Source organism: Akkermansia muciniphila, from assembly GCF_002884975.1.
GTDB classification, from domain to species: Bacteria; Verrucomicrobiota; Verrucomicrobiia; order Verrucomicrobiales; family Akkermansiaceae; genus Akkermansia; species Akkermansia muciniphila_C.
In genome coordinates, this window is sequence record NZ_PJKB01000001.1 from 908,484 (window position 1) to 929,674 (window position 21,191).

At 59.3% G+C, this 21,191-nt stretch carries 17 protein-coding genes and 1 CRISPR repeat array (1 of these 18 only partly in view); of the genes, 5 read left to right on the forward strand and 12 right to left on the reverse strand.

Features of this window, described 5'->3' with window-relative positions:
- Nucleotides 1-703: a CRISPR direct-repeat array (repeat unit 31 nt; unit sequence GTTTCAATCCACGCACCCGTGAGGGTGCGAC); it begins 265 nt to the left of the window's first position.
- Between the two features lie 500 nt (nt 704-1,203).
- Both ilvB and CXU21_RS03700 read right to left on the reverse strand, forming a co-directional pair.
- Nucleotides 1,204-3,057 carry a biosynthetic-type acetolactate synthase large subunit gene (ilvB, locus tag CXU21_RS03695; protein WP_102714124.1) on the reverse strand — a complete coding sequence of 618 codons (1,854 nt, stop codon included), beginning with the start codon at nt 3,055-3,057 and terminating at the stop codon, nt 1,204-1,206.
- Between the two features lie 150 nt (nt 3,058-3,207).
- A complete protein-coding gene (locus CXU21_RS03700) occupies nt 3,208-3,816 on the reverse strand; it encodes an HAD family hydrolase (RefSeq protein WP_102725097.1) in 609 nt (202 codons plus the stop codon).
- Nucleotides 3,817-3,976: 160 nt separating this feature from the next.
- Between CXU21_RS03700 and rpsT the strand changes: the two genes are divergently transcribed.
- Both rpsT and CXU21_RS03710 read left to right on the forward strand, forming a co-directional pair.
- Nucleotides 3,977-4,240 carry a 30S ribosomal protein S20 gene (rpsT, locus tag CXU21_RS03705; protein WP_102714128.1) on the forward strand — a complete coding sequence of 88 codons (264 nt, stop codon included), beginning with the start codon at nt 3,977-3,979 and terminating at the stop codon, nt 4,238-4,240.
- A 79-nt stretch (nt 4,241-4,319) separates the two neighbouring features.
- Nucleotides 4,320-4,541, forward strand: coding sequence for a hypothetical protein (locus tag CXU21_RS03710; protein ID WP_102714130.1), 222 nt, complete (start codon nt 4,320-4,322; stop codon nt 4,539-4,541).
- A gap of 150 nt (nt 4,542-4,691) precedes the next feature.
- Here CXU21_RS03710 and CXU21_RS03715 read toward each other — a convergent pair whose 3' ends face one another.
- A complete protein-coding gene (locus CXU21_RS03715; protein WP_102714132.1) occupies nt 4,692-5,891 on the reverse strand; it encodes a 4-hydroxy-3-methylbut-2-enyl diphosphate reductase in 1,200 nt (399 codons plus the stop codon).
- A gap of 70 nt (nt 5,892-5,961) precedes the next feature.
- Between CXU21_RS03715 and CXU21_RS03720 the strand changes: the two genes are divergently transcribed.
- Genes CXU21_RS03720 through CXU21_RS03730 form a run of 3 tightly spaced genes read left to right on the forward strand, consistent with a single transcriptional unit; the run spans nt 5,962 to nt 9,026 of the window.
- Complete coding sequence (locus tag CXU21_RS03720) at nt 5,962-7,020, forward strand: tRNA dihydrouridine synthase (RefSeq protein ID WP_180972616.1); 1,059 nt, start codon at nt 5,962-5,964, stop codon at nt 7,018-7,020.
- Between the two features lie 12 nt (nt 7,021-7,032).
- Nucleotides 7,033-8,172: a transglutaminase-like domain-containing protein gene (locus tag CXU21_RS03725; protein WP_180972617.1), complete on the forward strand. Its 1,140-nt coding sequence runs from the start codon at nt 7,033-7,035 to the stop codon at nt 8,170-8,172.
- Entirely contained in the window at nt 8,169-9,026 is an 858-nt protein-coding gene (locus CXU21_RS03730; RefSeq protein ID WP_102725100.1) for a diacylglycerol/lipid kinase family protein, read from the forward strand. The genes CXU21_RS03725 and CXU21_RS03730 overlap by 4 nt, the downstream gene beginning before the upstream one ends.
- A gap of 36 nt (nt 9,027-9,062) precedes the next feature.
- Here CXU21_RS03730 and CXU21_RS03735 read toward each other — a convergent pair whose 3' ends face one another.
- The 9 genes from CXU21_RS03735 to CXU21_RS03775 form a co-directional block, all read right to left on the reverse strand.
- Nucleotides 9,063-9,395 (reverse strand): hypothetical protein, encoded by a 333-nt coding sequence (locus tag CXU21_RS03735; protein ID WP_146016699.1) that lies wholly within the window; start codon nt 9,393-9,395, stop codon nt 9,063-9,065.
- Nucleotides 9,396-9,666: 271 nt separating this feature from the next.
- Complete coding sequence (locus CXU21_RS03740; protein ID WP_102714142.1) at nt 9,667-10,449, reverse strand: enoyl-ACP reductase FabI; 783 nt, start codon at nt 10,447-10,449, stop codon at nt 9,667-9,669.
- A gap of 67 nt (nt 10,450-10,516) precedes the next feature.
- Nucleotides 10,517-11,392 (reverse strand): bifunctional methylenetetrahydrofolate dehydrogenase/methenyltetrahydrofolate cyclohydrolase FolD, encoded by an 876-nt coding sequence (gene folD, locus CXU21_RS03745; protein ID WP_102725101.1) that lies wholly within the window; start codon nt 11,390-11,392, stop codon nt 10,517-10,519.
- Nucleotides 11,365-12,093: a lysophospholipid acyltransferase family protein gene (locus tag CXU21_RS03750; protein WP_102714146.1), complete on the reverse strand. Its 729-nt coding sequence runs from the start codon at nt 12,091-12,093 to the stop codon at nt 11,365-11,367. The genes folD and CXU21_RS03750 overlap by 28 nt, the downstream gene beginning before the upstream one ends.
- A gap of 15 nt (nt 12,094-12,108) precedes the next feature.
- A complete protein-coding gene (locus tag CXU21_RS03755) occupies nt 12,109-13,752 on the reverse strand; it encodes a hypothetical protein (RefSeq protein ID WP_102725102.1) in 1,644 nt (547 codons plus the stop codon).
- A gap of 21 nt (nt 13,753-13,773) precedes the next feature.
- On the reverse strand, nt 13,774-16,293 hold the full coding sequence (locus CXU21_RS03760; RefSeq protein ID WP_180972618.1) for an Amuc_1098 family type IV pilus outer membrane protein: 2,520 nt from the start codon (nt 16,291-16,293) through the stop codon (nt 13,774-13,776).
- 134 nt (nt 16,294-16,427) lie between these two features.
- Nucleotides 16,428-18,197: an alpha-amylase family glycosyl hydrolase gene (locus tag CXU21_RS03765; protein ID WP_102725104.1), complete on the reverse strand. Its 1,770-nt coding sequence runs from the start codon at nt 18,195-18,197 to the stop codon at nt 16,428-16,430.
- A gap of 26 nt (nt 18,198-18,223) precedes the next feature.
- On the reverse strand, nt 18,224-19,606 hold the full coding sequence (locus CXU21_RS03770) for a CCA tRNA nucleotidyltransferase (protein ID WP_257997350.1): 1,383 nt from the start codon (nt 19,604-19,606) through the stop codon (nt 18,224-18,226).
- 8 nt (nt 19,607-19,614) lie between these two features.
- Nucleotides 19,615-20,880, reverse strand: a complete 1,266-nt coding sequence (locus CXU21_RS03775) for a TlpA family protein disulfide reductase (protein ID WP_146016940.1) — start codon at nt 20,878-20,880, stop codon at nt 19,615-19,617.
- Between the last annotated feature and the right edge of the window lie 311 nt (nt 20,881-21,191).

The following is a 21,191-nucleotide window of genomic DNA, read 5'->3' on the forward strand; positions in this document are numbered from 1 at the left end:
TAATGAATGACATCAAACAGTTGTTTCAATCCACGCACCCGTGAGGGTGCGACGTTCTTCATCCTTTATTTGCACAGGGGCAGGGGATGTTTCAATCCACGCACCCGTGAGGGTGCGACTCCGGCATATTCGCAGTGACCGTCTCCTTCTTCCGTTTCAATCCACGCACCCGTGAGGGTGCGACAACAACGTCATTCTTCACCCTGTCAAGCTACCGGTTTCAATCCACGCACCCGTGAGGGTGCGACACCGGGTCCATTAAGCAGGTGGACAAGACCATCGGTTTCAATCCACGCACCCGTGAGGGTGCGACTTTGACAATGCCGACGTGGTGTTTTCCCGCAAGTTGTTTCAATCCACGCACCCGTGAGGGTGCGACACGGGGAAAACATCCCTTTCGTACCGTAGTGGCTGTTTCAATCCACGCACCCGTGAGGGTGCGACTATTATACAGACCTTGACGACGGACGGCGGCATGTTTCAATCCACGCACCCGTGAGGGTGCGACGCTTGCCGCCCACGGGGAAACCAAGGAGCAATGGGTTTCAATCCACGCACCCGTGAGGGTGCGACTGAATGGAACATTGTAAGTGACATTGAGGGGACGGTTTCAATCCACGCACCCGTGAGGGTGCGACAAATATGAAAATATAGCAACGGCTTTTACCTTAAGTTTCAATCCACGCACCCGTGAGGGTGCGACGGCCTGGAAGCATACGGGTTGAGTATCAAGCGTGCAAAAGGGGATTTGCGCCAACCTAATTCGGATGCCGGATGCTGCCAGGTTCAATAATGGGTGGTTCTTTTGTCAATATGCATTTCCCAAGCACTTACAGCAAGCGCCGGTCTCCCGGGAATTTCCTGTGAGCTTTGGGTTGGCGCAAGGCGGCATCAGACAGGGTCCGATGGCGGATATTCCGTCTTTCCGTGTCCGGTACCGCTTGCTTCCAATTTGATTCATTCATGCTAGCCGTTCCTCCCTGCCGCGTCCAGCAACATCTTCCCCGGAGCTTCAAACGATGCCGTGCATCGTGAATCCGGCAACAATCACGCCCATAAACCATTTCTCTCGGAAGGTCCCGGCGTCCTTTTCCCGTATAAGGAAAAGCACCCGCTGCGCCATTTCCTGCAACATCAAAAAGGAGCCGCCCTTACGGACGGCTCCCCTCAATGGATGAATAACCGGAAATCCCTCTTTCCCCCTTACAGGGCAGTCGGGATTTCCTTGCCCAGTTCGGACGCCTTTTTGGCGGAACCGTCACCGGCAATGCGTTCCAGAATCACATCCTTGTAGCTCATGCCGCCCAGAATGATCGGAAGCACGTGCACGTCATGGGGAACCATCACGTCCAGCACGTAGGCTTCCGGAGATTCAATCATGCGGGTGATGGCAGCCGGAAGTTCTTCTATGCGGAGCACGCGCTCGCACTTGACGCCGAATCCGGCGCAGATGAGCGGATAGTTCGGATAGATGACGTCTTCCGTCTTGTGGGTGGGATCATAGCTGTCGTGCGGGTCCGCCAGGAAGGTCTGGGCCCGGTTGGAGTCATACTTCAGGTCTTCCCACTGCACCACCATGCCCAAATGCTGGTTGTTCAGAATAATGCATTTAACGGGCAGGCGCTCCACGTGGATGGTAGCCAGCTCCTGAATGTTCATGAGCATGGAGCCGTCCCCGTCAATGTTCACCACCAGCTTGTCCGGACAGGCCAGGCACACGCCCATGGCGGCGGGAAGGCCGTAGCCCATGGTTCCCAGGCCGCCGGAGGTAGCCAGGCGCCGGGGTTTGTCAAATTTGAAGAATTGAGCGGCGAACATCTGGTGCTGGCCCACGCCCGTGCAGATGACGGGGTCCTTGTCCGCGGTCTGGCGGTAGAGTTCTTCAATGACGGCCTGCGGGGAAATGTATCCCTTGCGGTCTTCATAAGTGAAGGGGTACTGCGCCTTCCAGTCTTCAATGGTACGGAACCATTCCGGCGTGCGGGTGAATCCGGCGGACTTGCGGTCCCAGCCCTTCGCGGCCAGAGCGGCGTTGAGAACCTGGAGGGCGTCCTTCACATTCGCGCGGATGGGGTGCGCCACCTTCTTGTTCTTGTTGATTTCACTGGCGTCAATGTCAATGTGGACGATGGTGGAGTCCGGACAGAACATGTTCACGGCTCCGGTCACGCGGTCGTCAAACCGGGCGGCCAGGGCAATGACCAGGTCAGCTTCATTCACGGCGTTGTTCGCAAACACGGCTCCGTGCATGCCCAGCCAGCGCAGGGAGAGGGGATGGGTTTCCGGCATGGCCCCGATGCCCATCAGGGTGGTTGCCACGGGAATCTGGGTGCGTTCCGCAAATTCCAGCAGGTCCGCGGAAGCTTCCGCAGAGATGATGCCGCCGCCGGCGTAAATGACGGGACGGCTGGCGCTTTCAATCAGCGGAAGGAGTTCTTCCAGCTTTTCCGTGGGAACGGGCAGCACCGGATTATAGCCGGGCAGGTCCATTTCCATGTCAAAGTCCGGGGAGAACACGGCTTCCTGCACATCCTTGGGCATGTCAATCACCACCGGGCCGGGACGGCCTGTGGAGGCGATGTAAAAGGCTTCCTTGATAATGCGGGGCAGTTCTTCCGGGTCCGTCACCAGATAGCTGTGCTTCACGATGGGGGCGGTCATGCCGAACACGTCCGTTTCCTGGAAGGCGCCGCGGCCGATCAGGGAGCGCATGACCTGCGCCGTGATCGCCACCAGCGGTGTGGAATCCAGATAGGCATCCGCAATGGAAGTGATCATGTTGGTGGCGCCGGGACCGGATGTGGAGATGCAGACGCCCACCTTGCCCGTGACGCGGCCGTAGCCTTCCGCGCCGAACGCGCCGCCCTGTTCATGGCGGGGCAGGATGGTCCGGATTTTGGGCTGGTGGCTCAGGGCCTGGTGAATCGGCATGCTGGCGCCGCCGGGATAGGCAAAGACGACGTCTACACCTTCACGCACGAGGCATTCCACGAGCACTTCGGCTCCTGTCATGCGGGTTTTCGTCGGGGCGGATGATGTTTTGTCGTTTGTACTCATGTGCAAATAATATTTTATTTGTTCAATAGGAAAACAGGTTCTAGCGCATTCCGCGCGCAATGTGAAGCCTTTTCATTGAAATACGGGAGCATGTCCCGCCAAGGCCGGAAGCCCCGAAAACGGCCCCCGTCCAGAAATTCCGTACGGAGGTCAGGCCAGGGAGGCACGCCGGACCTGGACGCAGTCCATTCCGGCGGCGGCGGCGGCCTTGATGCCCGGCACGGCGTCTTCAAAAACCACACAGCGTCCGGGAGCGGCTCCCAGCAATTCCGCTGCCTTCAGGAACATGTCCGGCGCGGGTTTGCCGTTCTCCACGTCCTCCGGCGTCAGAATCACGTCAAAAAGGCCGGACAGCCCCGCTGCGGCCAGCGTGCGGGAAGCGCCCGGAATGGCGCTGCCTGTGGCGATCGCCTTGGGGGCATCCCCCAGGGAACGGACAAATTCCACCACTTCACGGATAGGTTCCATCCCTTCCTCCTCCAGCATTTCCAGATAAATGCGGCGCTTGTCCGCGGCTGTGGACGCGGCATCCATCACCAGGCCGTAACGGCCATTTAAAAAACTTACCACATCATTGGCGGACTTGCCGCCGCAGGAATAGAATTCATCTTCCCGGAACACGGAATCCGGAGCGCCCGCGCGGGCCAGGGCCTTCCGCCAGGCCTTGTAATGGAGCGGCATGCTGTCCACCAGGGTGCCGTCCAGATCAAAGATATACCCTTCATATTTTTTTTCAGGCAAATCCACGCGTTTCTTCATGTCGGAGGCATTTATGCCACATCCCCCTTTTGCGGTAAAGTCCGCAGTCTGCCCGCACTTAGGAGGAATGCCTTAAAAATTATATCCTGAGCTTGACATTTTGTCCTGTTATTCTAATGTTTTTGCCACCTCGAAACGGAAACCGAACCTTCTTTAGAACATGGCCAATACCAAATCCGCACTCAAGCGCATCCGCCAGACCGCAACCCGCACCGCCCGCAACCGCGCCGTCTCCTCCAAGCTGAAGACCCTCCGCAAGAAGATTGCCACTGCGGTTGAAACGTCTGACAAGGAAGCCGCCACCGCTGCCTACAACACGTTCTCCTCCGCCGTTGACAAGGCTGCCAAGGTGGGCACCATTCCCGCCAACCGCGCCTCCAACTACAAGAGCAAGGCCGCCAAGGCCATCGCAAAAATCGCCTAAGTTTTTACTTCGGTTTTCTGACGATCTTTATGGCAAGCCGCTCTGTTCTGCTGAGCGGCTTGTTTTATTTTCCCCTCCCATGCAGCAATCACGCCTGGATAAAGCCAAACTGATCATTGACCGCCCCGGGGATTTCAAGGTTTGCGAAGCCTGCGGCTCCATCGTGTCCCTGACTACTGCCGTGTGCCCCAACTGCAACGCCTACCGTTTTGACGCCAACGCGGAATACGTGGTGGAGCAAGCCGTGCTTCTCGCTTCCCGGGAACAGCGTTCCGTCACTCCGGAAGACCTGGAAAAGTAGGAAGAGCCCTGCTCCCGCCGCTTTCCGGCGCCCCCTCCTTTTTCCACAGTTTTACCTGCCGAACCGTTTTGATGCTAAAAGCGGCCTCCGCTTTTACGGAGGCCATGCGCGTTCCCTTTTCCGGCCCCCGCCGCCCGGCATGGTTCCCCGTTATTTGCGCAGGTCCGCAATGCGCAGGATGGTGGCCTCAATCAGATTGGCCGGGCATGAAGCGCCCGCCGTAATCCCCACCTTCAGGGATTTACCCAGATTCTGCACCACCGGTTCCGTGGTCATGCGGCGCACTTCCCGCGTCTTCGTGTCAAAAGCATCCACGTACTGGATGGACTTGATGCATTCCGCAGACTCAATGAAATATGTGGGTATATGCTCCCTGGCAATATCCACCAGGTGCGTGGTGTTGGAACTATTGTAGCCGCCCACCACGAACATCACGTCCAGCGGATTTTTCAGAAGCTCGTACAGGGCGTCCTGGCGGTCCTGGGTGGCGCCGCAAATGGTATCAAACACATAAAAATTGTCATCGTCCCCGTCCCGTTGGACGACGGCGTCCTTCACCATCCTCTGGAGCGTCTGCGTCTCCGTCTTCAGCATGGTGGTCTGGTTGGCGATGCCCACTTCTTCCAGGTCCCGGTCCGGGTCAAAGCCGGGGGAATAGCTGCCTTCAAACCGCTTCAGGAACGCCTCGCGGTCTCCATGGCCCAGAATATAGTCGCACAGGATGCGGGCGTCCTCCAGATCATAAACCACCAGATACTTTCCTCTTCCCTTTTCTCCCAGGGCGCGGGAGGCCGTGGCGCTGGTTTCCTCATGGGTGGCCTTGCCGTGAATGATGGAGGTAATCCCCATGGCGGCGTAATTCTTCACCCTTTTCCAGACCTTCATCACGTCCCCGCAGGTGGTGTCCACAATCTGCACGCCCTTCTCCTCCAGCGCCTCCATGAAGGAGGTGGGAACGCCGAAAGCCGGAATAATCACCACGTCATCCGCGGCAATCCGGTCATAGGAGGCATCAAGCTGCTTCCAGGGGAGTTTTTGAATACCCATCTCCTCCAGCTGGCGGTTCACTTCCGGATTGTGGATAATATCCCCGATCAGGTAGATATTCCGGTCAGGGAACACCCTGCGCGCCGCATACGCAATGTCAATGGCGCGGCGCACGCCGTTGCAGAACCCGAACTCCCGGGCCAGGAAGAATTCCGTATGGCCCAGGTTGTACACGTTGCCCGCAGACCGGATGTGGGAAATCAATTCACTCTGGTAATGCTCCTGGATTTCCTTCTCCACCTGTTCCATTACCTCGGCTCGTCTCACATTCACTCTGGCTTTGCGGGTTGAGTCCTGATTCATGCTCACAGCTTCCACACTTTCCTTCTTTCGTCAAGACAATCACAGCTTGCCATCCGGGGCTTTTCACGGTATGCACAGGCCCATGCTGCTGGCGCTGGCCCCCATGAAAGATGTGACGGATCTGGCTTTCCTCAAGACGTTGAAGGACTTGAATTCCCTGCCTGATTACTTCATCACGGAATATTTCAGAACGGTGGCCCACCATAAAAAGATGTCGCCATACATCCTGCGCTCCATTGATGAAAATCCCACGGGGCGCCCCATTTACGGACAGCTCGTGGGCCATGAACCGGAGTACCTGGCAAGGGACGCGCTGGACCTGATGAAGCACGCCTGCGCCGGGGTGGACCTGAACATGGGCTGCCCCGCCCCCCTGGTGTGCAGAAGGAACGCCGGGGGCGGCATGCTGCGCTCCCTGAAGGATATGGACGCGGCCCTGGGGACGCTCCGGGACGCCCTGCCCGCCGGGGCTTTCACGGTCAAATGCCGCCTGGGGTATGAGACTCCGGATGAGTTTGAACGCATCCTCCCCGTGATTGCCGCGCACTCTCCGGACAGGGTGTGCATCCACGCCCGCACCGTGCGGGAAGGCTACCGCTCCCCCGTCCATCCGGAATGGGTGAAATGGGCCGTGGAAGTCCTGGACTGCCCCGTAATCGCCAACGGCAATATTGTGGATGCCGCCACGGCGGACGCCTGGGTGCGGCTGGCGCACCCGGCAGGACTGATGATAGGCCGCGCGGCCCTGCGCAATCCCTGGATATTCTCCCAGCTTCACGCCCGCTTCCGGGGCGCACCCGGTGTATCCCTTACCTTCCGGGACCTGCTGCACTACATCCGGCGCCTTTACGAACGCACGCTGGAAATGCAGGAGCATTACGTGGAGGAAAAACACATCCACCGCATGAAAAAATACCTGGTTTACACGGCCCGGGGCCTTCCGGATTCCTTTGACCACCACATGAAGAGGGCCAAAAATTCCCATGATTTCATGCGCCTTTGCGAGGATATTCTGGACAACGACACGCCCTTCGCCCCCACACCGCCGGAAGACACGCACCTGTTTGCCCATTTCCATACCCTGCTTACGCAAGAGGAAGCTTGTCTCCCGCCCGGAATTCAGGTATGAATGCCAGCGTTCATGAACCTGCTGCCTTCCGCCCTTCTCCTGGGACTGACCGCCGCCCTCTGCGCCGCCCATGACGCCATCCCGGACGGGGTGGATTTTCTGCGCGCCTACATGCCCGCGCAGGACAGGGACACGGTCACGGAAGAGCGGCTGGATCGGGAAGTACGGCTGGCGCTGGCGGTCCGCGCCCAGTTTCCCTGGGCCGGCAAGGTGCCATGGGAGCTTTATGAGAACGACGTGCTCCCGTATGCCGTGGTCAACGAACCGCGGGACGAATGGAGGGAGCAGTTCCACAACCTGTTCGCCCCGCTGGTTTCCGCGTGCAAAACGGGCCGGGAGGCAGCCCTCACCATCGCCTCCAGCATCCAGAATACCCTGAATGTCCGCTACTCCACGGAAAGGAGAATCCCCCACCAGGGCGTGAAGGAATCCCTGGAATCCGGCAAAGTCTCCTGCACGGGCCAGAGCATCCTGCTCGTCTGCGCGCTACGTTCCGTAGGCATTCCGGCCCGCATGGCCGGGGTCCTCACCTGGAACCACGTGCGCGGCAACCATAACTGGGTGGAAGCCTGGTGTGACGGGGAATGGCAGATGCTGGAATACAATGAGAAGGATTTCAACACCCCGTGGGTGATGTCCGCCATCAGCATGCTGGACCCCCGCAAGCCGGAAAACGCCATTTACGCCACATCCTGGAAAAAAGAGCCCTCCGGAGAGTTTTTCCCCCTGGTCTGGGAAGCCCGTTACGACGAAAAACGGCGCGCCCTGACCTTCCCTCCGGAAAGCCGGACCGTTCCCGCCGTCAGGATCACGGACCGCTACATGAAATTGGCGTCCAACTGGGTGGCCGCCCAGCCGGAATATGTGCCGGGCAGCAAACTGATGCTGGACATCAGGGAAAAAAGCGGCGCCAAAACCCGCCGTCTGCCCCTGCGCGTGGTCCTCAAGTCGGAAGAAGGAAAAATCCTGGCGGAGGGAACCACCCCCGGACCGTCTGACGATATGAGGAAATTCCTGGAGATACGCCTGCCGGAAACCGTTTCCCGCGGTTTTCTGGAATTCATGATGCCGGACGGAACGGTACGCAATGAACCCGTGGCCCATACGGAAGCTCCGGTGCAGATTTTGAATTTCTCCGTAAACGCCCGATGAGGATCCCCCTCTTTTTCAATAACACGGCGCGCAGCGCCAGGGCAGAACGCTTCCGCCGCTGGCTGGACAGGCGCCGGGACCTTTTTGACCTCATTGAACCGGAAAGCCGGGCGGACATGCTGCACCATTTGACTGCCCGGGCGGCTTCCGGAGCCGCCGTCGTTGCCGTGGCGGGAGGAGACGGCACGCTGGGAGTGGCCGCGGAAGCCCTTTGCAATACAGGAACGGCGCTGGCCCCCTTCCCTGCGGGAACCATGAACGTCTTTTCCCGGGAAATAGGAATACGGCAGGACTTTGACCACGCCCTGCACGTTCTGAACGCGGGGCGTTCCAGGGAGGTGGACCTGTTCGCCTTCAACGGACGCCCTTTTCTCCAAATGGCAGGCATCGGCGCGGACGCACGCGCCGTGGAACTGACCACCTGGGAGATGAAGAAGAAATGGAAAGCCTTCGCCTACGTGATTGCCGGAGCCAGGGCCTGTACGGAACGGCAGCCGCGCCTGACGCTGTCCACGGATGACGGGCGGGTGCTGGAAGGCGGCGCCATCCTCTTCGGCAACGGGCGCAGGTATGGCGGACCGCTGAATTTCTTTGCGGAGGCGGGAAATGATGACGGACTCCTGGACGCAGTGGTATTCCAGCGCTCCATTCCCTCCATCATCGGGGAATGCCTGGTAGCCACTGTCCATGGCGGCTTCCACTCCCGGAGGCACGGCCACTTTGAATACATCCAGATGACCGGGGGAACCGTTACCTCTGCCGGGCAGGCCGCCTGTGAACTGGACGGGGATTACGCGGGAAACGCGCCGGTACGGATCACGCGCCACGGCACCCTGAAAGTACTCGTACCCTGAAACGGCCTCATTCGGGCGGCTGTTTCCTGTTTCGCTTCAACTTAGCAAAAAGTTGGCAAACGTATTCAGAATGCAGGAAAGGCGGTCAATCTGGCTCGCCGGAAATCCGGTAAAGGCCAGGATAATGGCAATATCCATCAGCCCCGCCACGGCAATCCATTTGATGATGGCCGGCAAGGGCGACAGGGAGGGTTCATATACATTCCACTCTTCCGCCACAAAGGAAAAATCCTCCCCGGAATCAAAACGGCGGAACAGCGCCTTCAATTCCTCAACCATCATTTCATGGGGGCACACAAATCCATGGGTGGCATCCCCCACTTCGCAATAATACAATCCGTTGCCCACGGGAACGGATTGTATGTGCATTCCATTCCTGCCATCAAGGGAAATATGTGCGTTATGAGAAGCGTCCCCGTAGCGGAGGAACATTTCATCCAAGCTGCCGCACGTTTCTCCGTTAAACAGATAACGATGGGAGGCTGTCATTTTTTTATTTATAAAAATGAGACCCCGCAACGCAAGATTTTTTGACAGAAGAAACAGGGCATCCCTGTCATACCCACGGATACAGGGCAAAAAGGCCGTACCGCAAGCGGTACGGCCTGAAAGGAGCGGAAAATCTTCCGGAAGGAAAACGTTACATGCCCATGATCTGATAGCCGCCGTCCACGTAAATCACCTGTCCGGTGATCGCGGCGGAGCCATCACTGGCCAGGAATACGCCGGTGGCGCCCAGTTCCTCGCCCGTGCAGGAACGGCCCAGGGGGGCGTGTTCCTCATACACCTTGAACATGGTGCTGAAACCGGAAACGCCGCGCGCCGCAAGCGTCTGCATGGGGCCGGCGCTGATGCAGTTGACGCGGATGCCGCGGGCGCGGCCCAGGTCATACGCCAGATAACGGGTGCAGGCTTCCAGGGCGGCCTTGGACACGCCCATCAGGTTGTAGTTCGGCACCACCTTTTCGGAACCCAGGTAGGACATCGCCAGAATGCTGCCGTTGTCAGACATCATGGGCTCCACAGCGCGGGAAAGGGCCACCAGGGAGTAAGCGGAAATATCCAGGGAAATCTTGAACGCGTCGCGTCCCGTTTCCAGGAAACTGCCGCCCAGGGCTTCCTTCGGGGCAAAAGCCACGGAATGCAGCATGCAGTCTACCTTGTCCGTATGCTTCCGGACATTTTCAAAGAATGCATTGATGGACTCATCATCGCTGACATCCAGATCGTAGACGGGGGCATCCTCGCCGAAGTTTTCATGGACCAGTTTGAGCACGCCGTCCTTGAGGCGTTCACCCTGGTAGTTGAAGATGAGCTTTGCGCCCGCTTCATGCCATGCCTTGGCAATTGCGAACGCGATACTGCGCTTGTTCGCCACGCCGACTACGACACCAACTTTGCCTTCGAGTAATTTACTTGACATAATGGTAAGTGAATACTGGCCTATTTTCCTGCTTTTGACAAGAAAAACGGACGTCACCCGTTCTTCCTCAGGCGCCCGTCTGCTGGCGGCAGGCCTTGACCGTGTTAGCCATCAGCATGGCGATGGTCATCGGTCCCACGCCGCCGGGCACGGGAGTGATGGCCCGGCATTTGGGTGCCACTTCATCATAGGCCACGTCCCCCACAATCCGGTAGCCGCGCTTGGCAGCGGCGTCTTCCACGCGGTTGATGCCCACGTCCACCACCACGGCGCCGTCCTTCACAAAATCCGCCGTCACAAAAGCGGGCCTGCCTATGGCAGCCACAATGATGTCCGCAGAGCGGCAGAGCTCCGGCAGGTTCTTGGTGCGGGAATGGGCTACGGTCACAGTGGCGTTCGCCTGCTTGGACATCAGCAGATGGGCCATCGGCTTGCCTACAATCATGCTGCGGCCAATGACCACGGCATTCGCTCCGGCCGTTTCAATGCCCGCGGCTTGCAGCAGCCGGATGCAGCCCAGAGGGGTACAGGGCACAAAACCGGTTTCATCCTCCAGCACCAGCTTGGCGACGTTTTCCGGATGGAAGCCGTCCACGTCCTTCGCGGGGTCAATTTCCAGCACCACGGCCGCCTCGTCAATATGGGGGGGAGGCGGGCTCTGCACCAGAATGCCATGGATGGATGGGTCCGCATTCAAGTCACGGACCACCTGCAGCAATTCTTCCTGGGAGGCGTCGGAAGGCAGAACGATCTTGCGGGAATTCATGCCCAGTTCCGCGCATTTCTTCACCTTGGAATTAACGTACACCTGGGAGGCGGGGTCTTCCCCCACCAGCACCACGGCCAGACCGGGAGTAATTCCCTGTTCCCTGAGCCGCTCAATATCCCTTCCGACCTCTTCCAGCACCTGGGAGGCTACTTGTTTTCCGTCGATGATTTGCATAATAATGATTCTTTAAGTGGTGGAAAATCCGGAAGTCCCTGATGCATGAGCCCTCCCAGCAGGCGCGCATATTCCGCGACCTGCTCCTCCGTTACGTCCGGAGGAATGAACAGGCGCTTTTTCCATAAAATGTTCACGTTGGAACACGGCTTGGGAATGGCGTAACGGTCCCAGGCCTTGTTCAGCCTCCAGCAGCTTTCATATTCGATGCACACGGGGACGATGGGCAGGCCGGACTGGGAGGCCATTTTAATAATGCCGTGGTGCACCTCATAAATGGGGCCCTGGGGGCCGTCCGGAGTAAGGCAGAAACAGACGTCGCCTTTCTGAAGCTTCCGCATCATCTCTATATAGGCCAAGGCGCCGCGCCGTCCGGAAGAACCGCGCACGGAATCCAGTCCGAAGTGCCTGCAGATGGACTCCACCAGGGCGCCGTCCTTGCTGGCGCTGGTCAGCACGCACATCTTGAGCGGCTTCTGTGCCAGGGACCAGGCATAGCCCGGCACGGTCGTGCGGTTATGCCAGAGGGCCACAAGAAAGGGCGTCGTGTAAACATCGTCGTGCTCCTCCTTGATGGAACGGATATTAAGGCTCATGCAAAGAGGCTGAAGCACGGACCACAGGCCAAAGCCAGCCAGCTTGGTCCACCAGCGGGAACGCTTCTCGGACGTTTTGCGGACAATAGGTTTAAGTATGAACATGAATCCTCGGCAATATCACATGAAGCCGTCCACCGTAATCCGGGACGGAGAGGGAGTTGAGGGAGCGGGGTGGGCCATCCCGCGGGAGGGGGCGGCCTGCATTCCCGGACGTTCCGCACGCGGTTCCACTTCCTGGAGCATGGGGCCGGAACTGTCCTGGGGGGATGACGGGGAACCGGAAATTTTTACGGAAAGAACGATGTCACGCCCTTCCTGCGTGGCGCCGGACGGGATGCGGACCCCGTTCACCATGTAGGAAGGAATCTTGAAGACCAGGTCTCCCACCAGTTCGGTGCCGTTGCTGTTCAGGACCCCGGTCACTCCCAGGAAGCCCTGTTCAAACAGGGAAATTTCCGTCAGGGAAACGGAGCGGTCCGTGCCGTCGCTTTCCAGAAGGAAGGAGCCGGACGTAAAGACAGGGGAGGAATAAGGCAGCCTTATTTCCGAGTTCTGGGCAGTCATGGCCGCCAGCAGGCGGAAGACGGGCAGCCTGAGCATGGTCGCCTTGACGACGGAACCGCTGTATCCCTTCACGGAAGGCCTTTTTTGCTCTGCCGCCACGGGAAGCCCGAAGTCTACCTTCAATTCATGCTTTTCATCCACCTCCTGTTCCCCCATCTGCACCTTGAGGAAGGAGGAAAAATCGTTCCCCACCAGGGAAAGGAGTTCAAAATTCCTCCCCGTAAGGGTCCACGCCGGGTGGCGGAAATCAGTGCCGAGAAGGAAATTCCCCGTAATCATGAAGGTACTCAGCTCCGCAGGCTTGTTAAGCAGGCGCCCCTTGTCCAGAAAACCGGAAAAGGTAAGCTGCCTGATGCCGTTACCGTTTAAAATAAGGGAACCGGCATCCATGCTCATCAGCGGCCAGCCCTTAATTTTCAGCTTCTGCTGTGACAGGTCCAGCACATATTCCGGTTCAGCGCCGGCTCCGGATGTGCGGATATAGGCTTCCGCCGTCAGGAAAAAGGGCCCGTCATTTCGTTCCAGGGTGAATTCCTCCTTCTGGTGGGCATAACCCACTTCCAAGCGCGGAGCGGTATAACGCCGGAAGACGAAGGGCAGCTCCCTGCCCGTCTGCGGCACGGCAAATTTGGTGAATCCGGGACGCAGGGCAACCACGGCCTTGGCCACGTTCATGCTCTCCCCCTTGATTTTCCCCATGAACAGGGACGTGGCGGATATTTCCCCGGATATGCCTTCCAGAACTGCGAAGGACAGGCAGGAATCCTCCGGGAAGGAGACCTTGATGCGGGAGGCCTTCATGGAAAGGCCGTCCATCGCCATCCCGGAAATTTCCACTTTTCCCCCCCACGCGGCGGAAAGGTCCGATTGCAGGCGGCTGGTGAATTCCTCCGTATTGAATGACGTCAGCCGGTACATGTAGGTTCCCGCCAGAGCGCCCACGGCCAGCAGAACCACAATGCAGAGGGCGATCAGAAAACGCTTGTTTTTCAGTACGGCCTGCCCGGACTCATTACGGTCGTCATGATAGGTGCGGCGGCGCTTTTCCACCCGGATGACCTTGGTGCCGTCCGGGCGCACCACCACTTCCCTTCTCCGCTCCACGCCCCGGGAGTCCGAGGCATGCAGCTGGCGCATGATATTGTCGGTCCCCTGGGAGGAAGAAGAGGACTCAGGATCGGAATCGCTGTTCTTCAATGATTGTAATCCGGTTAAAGGTTATTGGGCATTGCTCAGGGCGGGAAGGGGCGCCAGACCTGCCGGGGCATCCCCGTCCGGAACGGAAGTGCTCGGCGTGTAAAGCTGCTTGCCGCCCGGATCCACCACTTCCGCCTTCACCATGATGATGATGGCCTTGCGCTGTTCCTTGGCGCCCTTGGAGCGGAACAGGCGTCCCACCCAGGGGATATCGCCCAGAATGGGGATTTTATCCTCATACGTGATGGATGTGGATTTTTTCAAGGAGCCGATGACGAGCGTGCTGCCGGTAGCGATGCGCACGGGAGCGGTCAGGCGGCGCGTGGAGAATACGGGCTGCAGGATGAAGTTGTCGGAAGCCTTCACCATGACGATGTCTTCCTTCGGGTTCTTCTCCCGGGAGGCCACGGGAATGAAGAGCGGCGTGCCATAGTTGATGAAGCCGTCAAATTCCACGATTTCAGGCACAACCGTCATTTCCACGATGGATTTGTCATCGCTGATGCCGGTCACTTCCACGTTAAACAGCGTGCCGAGCTGCCTTGTTTCAAAGGCGGAGGGATGCGCGGGGGTCATGGGCATGACCTGGAGGCGGTCCCCGTTATCGTCATCATAGTTGCCCCAGTCGTCGCCGTTATTGTTATTATTGTTGCCCGTACTGTTGGGAACTTCGGGCGGATCATATTCCGTGGGATAAATCAGTTCCCTGCCGCTGAAGAACGTGGCTTTTTCACCGGGGCGCACAATTACGGAAGGATGCTGCATGATGTCCGTACCCTTTTTCTGGCTCAGGCCGCGCATGATCATGGTGACATCCGCCTGGCTCCACATGCCGCGCATGGTGAGGATGCTGGGCGCGCCGCCGGGAACGTAGGCCACGCCCGTGCTTCTGGCGGAAGAACCGCGCTCAATCATGCCGTCAATACTGTCTTCCGTGAAAACCTGGTTGCCGGACCTGAGACCGCCCACCACTCCTCCGGGGACGGCGGCTCCCGCCACCCGGGCGGCGCTGTCCAGCACGGTATTATTATAGTCATTTTTGTTGGTTCCCGCACCGCCCATGAACCATTTGGACGGGTCCAGGTTCAGGTTCACAATCCAGTTGAAGCCCAATTCTTCCAGGTCCGTCTGGTTTACTTCCAGGAACGTGGCGCTGACGACCACCTGCAGGGGCTGTTCCGCGCTCTTGGAGGCCACCAGTTCCTCCAGCAGGCTCAAGTCCCGGGGGGTGCCATGGAAAAGGAGGGTGGAGTTGCCTGAATTATACTTGATGAAGCTGCCTTCCGGGAATTTCACCCCCAGGGAGGCCAGGGCCTTCTGCGGGTCCACCCGTTTCAGGGTCATGCCGGAGGAGCCGGAATCCCCGGAGGCGAAGGGGTCCGCATTTTCCGTATTGGAGGATTCGGACAAGCCGGAGAAGAAACCCGGCGGAAGGGTGATGGACTTGGTCACCATGTAGGAGGTGCCGTCCGCACTGGATACCAGTTCCGCGCCAAAGGCGTTCGTGCGCAGCAGCAGGCCGGAAGCGCGCGCCACATATTCCAGGGCGTCGCGGAGCGGCACGTTTTGAAGATTCAGCGTAATTTTCTTTTCAGCTACTTCCCTGGCGCAACTGCTGTCTGCCGGACCCGGGTCCACGGAGATGTTCACTCCGCGCTCCGCCGTGGTCATGGCCGTGGTGTCATGCGTCCTGGCCTGGCTGCGCAGGTAATCCACGGCTTCTTCCACCGTAGCGCCGTCCAGCTGCACGCGCGGCAGGCGGATCATGCCCAGCTTCTGGTCCACGTTCACCACGGGATTGTCCAAGGGCTCGGAAAAGGAGGAGGGTTCCTCCGGCGTTTCCGTCAGGGGCGCGGGCCACTCCCACGGGCGGGAGACCTCCGCCAGCGCGCTCCTGCGCATTTCATCCCTGGCAGCGTCAAAGTAGGTGGTTCTGGCGCGGTTCACCAGCTCCATGCCGCGCCGCGCCGCCGTGTTGTAAGGGTCCGTCTGGAGGACGGAGGTAAATTCCTTTAAGGCCGCATCATACTGGCCCAGTTCATAATAACCGTAAGCCAGATGGAGCAGGCGGTACACCTCCTCCACCTTCTTGACATGTTCCGGGGAAAGGGCCGGATTCGTCCGCACCGGGTCCTGGGCCATCTCCAGCGTAAGCTTGGCGAGCGCATGCGTCGGTGTGGTTTTCAGGGCGTCCTGCAACAGCTTGACAGCCTCATCATAACGCCCCACCTTGATGTATTCCTGGGCTACCGCCACGCTGGCGTCCGCAATGCTGGTTTCCAGAAAACGGCGCCGCTTCTCCATGTTGGGGGACTTGGGCAGCGTGGAAAGGCTCCTGCGGTAATTTTCCAGAGCTTCCTGATACTTGCCTTCAGAATACTGCTGGCGCGCCTGCCCCAGAAGCAGCATGGAAGCCTGGGCCTGTTCTTCCATCCGGGCCGCGGCACGGCGGGAGGCCCCTGCACCTTCCTGCGCCAGCCCCTGGCCGGCGCCAATACCGGCCACGGCAAGAGCCAGAGCAATTTGCTGAATGGCAGACATGGAGTGAGGAAAACGTCTAGTCATAGGAATTTCCGGGACTATACCGAATTAAAAACGGCCCGTCATTATAAAAACGCCCAGCAGAGCAAAAAATATCGGAAAAGGCGCACGGCCTCTTCCATGAGGATGCCCCTTTAAACGGGAGACAGTTCCAGCACGCCCACATGCCCCGGTTTCAGGGGATGCGGAAGCCCGCGGTCCATCAGTTCCTTCCGGTCAAACTCCTTCTCCTGCGCCTGCCCGTCCATCAGGTTCCTGACGCGCACCCGGTCCGTCTGGATGCCGCACCAGCCGAAGGCGTGCTGGGGAATGGAAATGCGCAGATTGTAGAAGTTGATGTCCGGTGAAAGATTCCCCACGACCAGGACGGTGGCCTTCGCGTGGGCATCATGGCGGAGCATGGCATACACCCAGTGCCCGGAGGTATCCTCCGCAGGTTCCCTGCCGAACGTGGTATTTTTCATATTGGCCCAGTTCAGGCCGTAAAAGTCACCCCGGTCCAGCGCCGGATGCTGGATCAGGGGAAGCAGGAGACGATGGAAGTCCCTCAGTTCCGCGGAATCCTGCGGCAGCAGGGAGGCGTCAAACTGCCCGTCCGCCACCCATGGCTGGAGCTGCGGCAGGCAGGTATAGTCAAAAATGCTGGTGCGCCCGTCATGGCCGCCGTAACCGCCGGGGCTTTCCGCCCGTTCCCCCACCTCCTGCCCGTTGTACACCAGCACGGGGCCGCGGCCCGACATGTAAACCAGCGTCATGATGGCCGGCATGACGGTACGCCCCACGCCGCCCCAGGAGAGCGGGGAGCAGACGCGCGTTTCATCATGGTTTTCCACGTAGCGCACGCCGCTGTCCATGTACTTGGGATCACTCCGGAAAAGGCGGTCAAAGTCGTTGGCCCAGTTCTTCTCCGTGTACACATGGAGCGCCAGGCGGTAGCAGGCGGAATCGTAAACGGCGTTAAAGCCGGATTCCAGCAGCGCGGCGCAGGGATCCCCGGGGGTGGTCTTCATGTGGTCGTTGTACGCCTCCGCCATGAAAAACACGTCAGGCAGGCGCACGCGGGACCGGGAAATAGCCCATTTCCAGAAGGCCATGGGAATCATGTGGGCCATGTCGCACCGGAACCCGCCGATGCCCAGTCCCTGCCAGAAGGAAAGGATGTCGTCCATGATGCGCCAGGTCTTGGGGACGCGCTGCTTGGGACTGGTCCAGTCCGGCAGCAGGCGCAGGGCCGGCAATCCGGCCAGGAAGTTATAGCCGTAGTTCAGCTTGACCGTCTCATACCAGTCATACTTGGTGGGGTTCCATGTCACGGCATTGTTCCCCGTCACCCGTCCGAAGGTCATTTCCCCCTCGAACAGGCCGTCCGGCAGATGCAGGGGCGGACCGTCCCCGGGACTGTTGGAGGTCAGGTAAAAATACCCCTGCTCCGGAGAGAAAAACGTATGGTGGTCATCCCCTTCCCCAAAATCGTCATGCCCGTCCCAGTCCGCCAGGTACGCGCGGGAAACATGATTGGGGATAAAGTCAATCAGCGGCACCAGCCCCACCGTGCGGCAGCGTTTCACCAAGGCCTTGAATTCCTCCATCCTCTTCTGCGGCACGGAGGCCAGGTCCGGGTCCACGTCAAAGTAATCCAGCACCGCATAGGGACTGCCGGCAAGCCCCTTCACGATGGACTCCGGCTGGGCGTCCAGCTTGGGATAGGCCGTCTGCGTGGCATGCCGCAGCACACCGGTCAGCCAGACATGGGTAAAACCCATCCGGGCTATTTCCCTCAGGGCCTTGTCCGTCACGCCGTTAAAAGTGCCGCATCCGTTCGTTTCCCGGCTCCCCCAGTCCACTCCATGGGTTTCCATGTTGGAAAAATGGCGGACAAACAATTGATAAATGACCGGGCGCATGAGCTGAAAGGATGAGGTCTTGCGGCCTATAATGCTAACTTTTCCAGGTACTCTGCAAGTGTATTCTGTTCCACCGGGGCAATTTGCCCCAGAAGCAGAAGAGCCTCCTTCCGCGTCCGGAGCGTTCCCTCCAGCTGAAGTTCCTGCAACCGGGACAGCCAGTTTTTGAAATCCGGCCCCGGGGACAGGCCCAGGTTCACCAGGTCACGGCCTGTCACCAGCGGAGGGGGCACCAGGGGAGCGTCCCGGTAGGAATCCATGGAGTCCCTGACAAATTGCCAGTTGTCCATCAATCCGTTGGAGGAAAGACAATCCAGGCGGTGAAGCTCCAGTTCATCCCGGAAACGGGGGGAGCTCATGAACATCCGCAAGGTGGATTTCTTCATTTGCTGCACATTCATGAAGCGCATGTGGCGCTCCACCATGGCGCTCACCGCATCCACTACGGCATTGGAATACTTCAGCCTTCTTAAAATCTCCCGTGCCATGGCAGCTCCCGCCTTATCATGACCGGAAAAACGGATGCGTCCCGTTTCATCCACCTGGCGGCAGGGAGGCTTTCCGACATCATGCAGCAGAACGCCCAGGGCCAGTTCCAGGGAAACCGGGGCGCCGTCCTTCCCCAGCTCATCCAGCATCATCAGCGTATGGGTGTAAACGTCCCCCTCCGGATGCCACTGGGGAGGCTGCGTGCAGCCGACCATGCCGTACAGCTCCGGAATGACATGCTTCATCAGCCCCGTTTCCACCAGCATTTCCACGCCCCTCTTCCTTCCGGGAGACAGAAGAATCCTGTCCAGTTCCTCCCGGATGCGCTCCGGCGCAATGCGGGCCAGCAGCGGAGCGTTCCTGCAAACGGCGGCATAGGTCTCTTCTTCCACCTGCACTTCCCTGGTAACGGCAAAACGGACGGCGCGCATCAGGCGCAGGGAATCCTCCTCAAAACGGAGGTCCGGCTCACCGATGCACCTCAGCACCCGGGCCCGTATGTCCGCCACGCCGCCCACATAATCCACCACGCGGCCCGGAGGAACGGAAAACGGATCCTCAAACAGGCCGTTCATGGTAAAATCACGGCGGCGCGCGTCTTCCTCCGCGTCCGTAAAGCAGACGGACTCCGGACGCCTTCCGTCACGGTAGCGGCCGTCCCTGCGGAACGTAGCCACTTCAAAGCAAAAGCCGTCACGGCGCACCAGCACCACGCCGAAGGCGGCGCCCACCTCCCAGGCTCCGGGGAACAGGCACAGCACCTCCTCCGGACGGGCGGAAGTGGCAATGTCAATATCCTTTACCGGATATCCCAGTAGCCGGTCCCGCACGCAGCCCCCCACAAAGTACACCGTATGCCCGGCCCCGGCCAGAACATGCGCCACAGCCTCGGCGGCCTTTCTCAACGGAAGGTTCTCCATGAAGCGGGCTATTCGGGCATGGGCCGCAGGGGCGGCGGGGCAAGAGGAGCGGCCGGCGCGGCGGCAGGTTGCGGCGCAGCCGGAACGCGCGTCTCCGGAGAATTGATTTTAGCCGGCAGCGGCGCAGGCCTGGCGGCGGGCGGCGCGGCGGCGGCTTTTTTCTCCTCCGCCTTTCCATTCTTCTTCCCTTCAAGCTTGCCCATGGCGGCGTACAGATTGGCGTCAAACAGCATGTCCGGCGTGCCGCGCATCAGGATTTTCCCCTTGAGATCCAGCAGGTACACCTGCGGCGTGAGCCTCACGCGGTAATCCTTGAATGCCGCTGCTTTCTCATCAACCAGGGAGGGGATGTCCAAATTCAAATTCAACAGGGCCTTCTTCACGTTCTCACTGCTCCCCGGAGCCACCGGCATCACCATCAGGCCCGGAAATTCTCCCCGGAGGGAAGCGGCCTTCCCCAGAAACTGGACGGAACGCGCATCCCGCGGATCCCAGAACACCACCAGAACGGGCTTGTCTCCGGCGGGCAGCGTCACTTGCGCCCCGGTGGCGGAGGAAGGCAGGCTGATTCCAGGCCCGGTCTGCCCAATATTGAGATTACGTATTTCATACAGCTCCTCCTGCACCAGATTCCGGACCGGAACCGGGCCGAAGCTGGAGTCATAGCACTTGATGATGGCGTCCTTCAACAGCTTTCCGCGGGCTGCCACCAGCCGGACGTCATCCTGGAGCATCCCCGTCGTTTCCTTCATCACCATGGCCAGCCCCAGGGCTGCCAGACCCTGGTCCTCCGGGAACTGGCTGTAGTCCTTGATCTGTTCCAGAATGACCCGGCAGCGCAACTCACGGGAACTGCTCAGCGCATAAGCCGCCTTCCCCGCCCCTTTTTCCCGGAACAGGGTATTTTCCAGGGCATCCAGGCAGAGCACCACAATCTTCCTGGCTGTCTCTCCGTTGGGGAACGCCTGCGCCACGGCGGCCGGATGGTCCAGAAACCAGATCACGGCCGGGAGCAGGTAGGGTTTTTGAGTCTCCGGCTTTTGCAGGTCGCGGCCCACCTGCCTCCACAATTCCCGCGCCACCGGAACGGCGTCCGGGCGGCTTTTCATCAGTTCCTCCCTTTTGCCGTCGCTTTCAGCCGTCTTGAACGCGGATTCCCAGTCGGACTGCCTCATCTGCCAATCCGCCAGCGCATTCTTCATGCCCGCCTCATCCGCCGGTGCCCATCCAAGCAGGCTGCATGCACCGGCTATCACGCAAAACGCTCTTTTCATACCGGGCCACTATGCCCTGACGCGCGCCTCCCGTCAATCAAACCCCGCGGCAAACCCTCAAACATTCTTCCTTCCAGCCGTTTACGGCGCGGAACGCGCTATTTGAAGACGAACAAACCCCGGCGAATCCCTTCGCCGGGGCTGCTGTTCAACTAACTACCTATGAAGACGGTTGAATCCTTTAATGGATGAAGTGCTCTCTCTTTCACTGCACCCGGATTATAACCGTTATGGGTGAGACAGCCGGGAAGCAAATACGTTCAAACATTCCGTTTTTTGTATGACACAAGGCCGCCCCATCTTCTGCCGGG

Excerpts from the sequence above, each read along its gene's own strand:
- ilvB (WP_102714124.1), bottom strand. The coding sequence starts at position 3,057 with ATGAGTACAAACGACAAAACATCATCCGCCCCGACGAAAACCCGCATG.
- CXU21_RS03700 (WP_102725097.1), bottom strand. The coding sequence starts at position 3,816 with ATGAAGAAACGCGTGGATTTGCCTGAAAAAAAATATGAAGGGTATATC.
- rpsT (WP_102714128.1), top strand. The coding sequence starts at position 3,977 with ATGGCCAATACCAAATCCGCACTCAAGCGCATCCGCCAGACCGCAACC.
- CXU21_RS03710 (WP_102714130.1), top strand. The coding sequence starts at position 4,320 with ATGCAGCAATCACGCCTGGATAAAGCCAAACTGATCATTGACCGCCCC.
- CXU21_RS03715 (WP_102714132.1), bottom strand. The coding sequence starts at position 5,891 with ATGAATCAGGACTCAACCCGCAAAGCCAGAGTGAATGTGAGACGAGCC.
- CXU21_RS03720 (WP_180972616.1), top strand. The coding sequence starts at position 5,962 with ATGCACAGGCCCATGCTGCTGGCGCTGGCCCCCATGAAAGATGTGACG.
- CXU21_RS03725 (WP_180972617.1), top strand. The coding sequence starts at position 7,033 with ATGAACCTGCTGCCTTCCGCCCTTCTCCTGGGACTGACCGCCGCCCTC.
- CXU21_RS03730 (WP_102725100.1), top strand. The coding sequence starts at position 8,169 with ATGAGGATCCCCCTCTTTTTCAATAACACGGCGCGCAGCGCCAGGGCA.
- CXU21_RS03735 (WP_146016699.1), bottom strand. The coding sequence starts at position 9,395 with ATGCACATACAATCCGTTCCCGTGGGCAACGGATTGTATTATTGCGAA.
- CXU21_RS03740 (WP_102714142.1), bottom strand. The coding sequence starts at position 10,449 with ATGTCAAGTAAATTACTCGAAGGCAAAGTTGGTGTCGTAGTCGGCGTG.
- folD (WP_102725101.1), bottom strand. The coding sequence starts at position 11,392 with ATGCAAATCATCGACGGAAAACAAGTAGCCTCCCAGGTGCTGGAAGAG.
- CXU21_RS03750 (WP_102714146.1), bottom strand. The coding sequence starts at position 12,093 with ATGTTCATACTTAAACCTATTGTCCGCAAAACGTCCGAGAAGCGTTCC.
- CXU21_RS03760 (WP_180972618.1), bottom strand. The coding sequence starts at position 16,293 with ATGTCTGCCATTCAGCAAATTGCTCTGGCTCTTGCCGTGGCCGGTATT.
- CXU21_RS03765 (WP_102725104.1), bottom strand. The coding sequence starts at position 18,197 with ATGCGCCCGGTCATTTATCAATTGTTTGTCCGCCATTTTTCCAACATG.
- CXU21_RS03770 (WP_257997350.1), bottom strand. The coding sequence starts at position 19,606 with ATGGAGAACCTTCCGTTGAGAAAGGCCGCCGAGGCTGTGGCGCATGTT.
- CXU21_RS03775 (WP_146016940.1), bottom strand. The coding sequence starts at position 20,880 with ATGAAAAGAGCGTTTTGCGTGATAGCCGGTGCATGCAGCCTGCTTGGA.